Source organism: Microcystis sp. M169S2, assembly GCF_020245865.1.
Lineage (GTDB): Bacteria > Cyanobacteriota > Cyanobacteriia > Cyanobacteriales > Microcystaceae > Microcystis > Microcystis ichthyoblabe_A.
On the sequence record NZ_JADBUB010000256.1, the window covers coordinates 1 to 3,484 of the forward strand.

General features: G+C 43.0%; 4 protein-coding genes and 1 pseudogene. All 5 read left to right on the forward strand.

Going from position 1 to position 3,484, the window contains the following annotated elements; translation table 11 throughout:
• The first annotated feature begins 357 nt into the window (after positions 1-357).
• The 5 genes and pseudogenes from IM485_RS22200 to IM485_RS22220 all read left to right on the forward strand — a co-directional run bounded on the left by IM485_RS22200 (position 358) and on the right by IM485_RS22220 (position 3,126).
• Complete coding sequence (locus IM485_RS22200) at positions 358-834, forward strand: CsbD family protein (protein ID WP_043999468.1); 477 nt, start codon at positions 358-360, stop codon at positions 832-834.
• A gap of 50 nt (positions 835-884) precedes the next feature.
• Positions 885-1,034, forward strand: a complete 150-nt coding sequence (locus IM485_RS22205; RefSeq protein ID WP_016515029.1) for a lmo0937 family membrane protein — start codon at positions 885-887, stop codon at positions 1,032-1,034.
• An 8-nt stretch (positions 1,035-1,042) separates the two neighbouring features.
• Positions 1,043-1,171, forward strand: a pseudogene (locus IM485_RS22210) (transposase); the annotation flags it as partial.
• A 568-nt stretch (positions 1,172-1,739) separates the two neighbouring features.
• Positions 1,740-2,003: a zinc ribbon domain-containing protein gene (locus IM485_RS23120; RefSeq protein ID WP_464472981.1), complete on the forward strand. Its 264-nt coding sequence runs from the start codon at positions 1,740-1,742 to the stop codon at positions 2,001-2,003.
• Between the two features lie 259 nt (positions 2,004-2,262).
• Positions 2,263-3,126, forward strand: a complete 864-nt coding sequence (locus IM485_RS22220; RefSeq protein WP_287745608.1) for a cyanophycinase — start codon at positions 2,263-2,265, stop codon at positions 3,124-3,126.
• The last annotated feature ends 358 nt before the right edge of the window (positions 3,127-3,484 follow it).

Consider the following 3,484-nt stretch of genomic DNA (forward strand, 5'->3'; position numbering starts at 1 on the left):
AAATTGTCTCATCAATTTTTTGATAATTGACCACTGTTACATTTGGTAAATCGAGGAGTTGATCAAAATTTATCCACATAACCCACCTCCTGTTCTGTGTTACTATTATACCATGCTCACACAGAACCTAGAAGAGCCAAAATGGTTTCTTTCGGGACAGGTGAAACACTAGGACAAGGCGGCGTAAATAAACCCAATATTACCAGATATCTAGCTTCTCAAAGAAATCGAAGATCTCTCCCTCGGTAAACTTACGCCGTCAAAGACTAGAAAAATCTTTCTCGAAAGGGTCTAGACAGTAGTTGTTCATCATCCATGTATCATCGATTCATCAAATTCTTTTTTGGAGTTAAAATGATGTCACTTCAACAGATTCGTCGCTTTTTTGTCACCATTATTTTAACTATAATGCTGGCAATTACTATAGCTTTTGATTTTGGAACTACAAATAGTTGGGCTGCAACTTTACCCACCCAATCGCAGACTCAAATCGCAAGCATGAATCGAGCCAAGGCAGTTACGAAAAATATTGAAGGCAAAGCTCAAGAAGCGATTGGCAACATGACAGGCGATCCCAAAGATCAGATGATGGGAAAAGCCAAGCAAGTCGAAAGTCAGGCTCGTAACGCAGCAGAAGATATAAAAGACCAGATGAAGTTAAAAGGGCGGGCAAAAGCAGTCACAAAGAACATTGAAGGCAAAGCTCAAGAAGCGATAGGTAAAGCTACTGGCAACCGCCAAGATCAAGTTGCTGGAAAAGCTAAACAAGTCGAAAGCCAAGTTCGCAATGCAGTAGAAGATGTGAAAGATCAGGTTCAAGATATACTCAATTAAGGATCGATGACTGAATTTTCATCACTTTTCTCTAAATCAAGGAGGGAAATATGTTTGATCTCGTTTGGACTGCCGTTGTTATACTTTTCATCCTCTGGTTGTTAGGATTCTCCATTAACATTGGCGGCAGCTTAATCCACCTGCTTTTGGTTTTGGTGCTGATTGGCGTTGTCTACAACTTGTTTATGAGGCGACGGTAATTGTTGATTCTCGAACACAGAAAGGGTCAAAAAATCGGGAAAAAGCAAGAATCAAAGTAGCTAAGATTCAGGCTCGAATCACCGATAGCAGAAAAGACCATTTACATAAGCTAACCACTCAATTAGTTCGTGAAAACTAAACGATTGTAGTTGAAAATTTAGCGGTAAAAGACCTGGTAAAAAACCCCAAGGTAAGTGCATCTTAACAATCCTTGACAAAATGAACTTTATGTGAGTTGCTTGCCCACGATTCAGGCATATTTGAGGAGAATTTGCCATCTCAATCGTTAAGCAAAAATCGACCCAAATGGGTCGATTTCGTAACTATTCTGATTGACTGGTATCACTTGAAATGCCCACGCGGATGACAAAATTGGCCAATTGTCAATAGCGTTTGAGATGCTCTCACCCTGTAAAAAACCCGAAACTAGCTCAAGCTATAGCGTTTCCTAAGCTAGTGAGGTACACCTATTTTTCTTCCCTTTTGCCTTCTGCCTCTTGCCTTTTGCCTAAAACCCATCACTTTTGTACCTCAGCAGACTGAAAAACGCTATATATCAGATGTTAGTTGGGGAGAAATCACTCGACAATTAGCCTATAAATGCCGTTGGTATGGGAGAAACTATCGGGAAATAGATATAGCATTTCTGATTCACAAGAGGTACATTCCCGAGCCTGAACAGCTTAATCAGCAAAGGTTTAACTGTGCCGCACAGATGCGAGAAACGCTATAGATGGTTTCCTAGTTCAAAACGGTGCAATAATTGTGGGCATATCGTTGAGAAAATGCCGTTAAGTGTCCGAGAATGGGAGTGTCCTGAATGTGGAACTTGCCATGAAAGGGATGTTAACGCCAGTAAAAACATTTTGGCCGCAGGGCTTGCGGTATCAGTCTGGGTCGCGAGTGTCAGACCCGAACAGAGTAAGTCTGTGAAGGCAACTGCTAAGAAGCAGAAACCGTTCGGCTGAGCTCACGGCCGAAGCCTAGATCGTGAGGTCTAGGAATCACCGTCCCTTTTAGGGCGGTGAGGATGTCAATCCCACCCCCTAAATCCCCCTTAAGGGGTAATTCTATCGTCTCCCCTGAAAGGGGAGATAAGAGAGGAGTGGGGACTGAGGGGGGTGGGGGCTGGTTTGCTCAACCGAACGGTATTGGGTAGGGGAGGTGTGAACGATCATAATTTAATTTTATGTTGTTGTGCTGTTTAGTTATTCAAGGAGTTTTTGTATGGAATCCACAAAAGAGCGCGGGCAATTAATCATCATTGGTGGAGCAGAAGACAAAGAAGGAGATTGTCAAATCTTGCGAGAGTTTGTTCGCTGTGCTGGCGGGACTAAAGCTAAAATTGCCGTGTTAACGGCGGCAACAAGTGAGCCTCGTTCGGCTGGAGAAGCCTATACCCGAGTGTTTGAGCGACTCGGTGTCGAGGATGTATGTGTCCTCGATACCATTCACAGGGAAGATGCCGACGATCCAGAAAACCTGAAAATCATTGAGGAAGCCACAGGAGCGTTTTTTACCGGGGGAGATCAAGCCCTAATCATTGAACACATCAAGGGAACTCAGCTAGATACCTTACTTCACCAACGCAATCGGGAGGGAATGGTGATCGGTGGGACAAGTGCCGGTGCTGCCATCATGCCCGATCTGATGATTATTGAAGGAGACTCGGAAACCAACCCACGCATGGACGCGATAGAGATGGGTCCGGGAATGGGATTTCTGCACTCAGTGGTGATCGATCAGCATTTTGCCCAGCGCGGACGGCTAGGTCGCCTGATTTCCGCTCTCTTACAGCAGCCAGCTAACTTAGGCTTTGGCATTGACGAAGATACAGCAGTAATTGTGGACGGTGACGAATTTAAAGTGGTGGGGCGTGGGGCTGTAACAATTGTCGATGAATCAGAAGCAACTTATGATAATTTAGACGAACTGCTCAAAGATGAAGCGATGGCAGTGTGTGGAGTCAGGTTGCACATCTTACCTCAAGGATTCCGCTTTAACTTGAAAACTCGCAAGCCCGTTTTCTCTCGATCAATAGAGTTAAAGGATAGCAATCCTAAAAAGGAGGCAGAAGTTGAAAGGGAGTAGGTCGGAGGGAACAATCAGTGGTGGCTTGTACCCGCCACTGATTGGAGAATTTATTTAAATCAGAAAAATATTGACTCTGAGGTCTAAGAATGAATCACGAGCGGGATGATGAAACCAATCTTGTAGAATTATTAGAAGTCAATATGATTCTACCCTATTAGAGAAAATTGCTGGACAGTCTGCCAACAATTCGATAAACCGGGTAAAAGCGGAAGAAGCAAAACAGAAACTAGAGGAAAATAATAAAAAAATATCAAAAATCAAAGAAGAAATTGTTAAGCTAAAAAATGAACTACTACAAAAACCATCGAGTCAAAATTTACTTGCTTTCATGAGAAATGAAAGTAAATTTAATGAT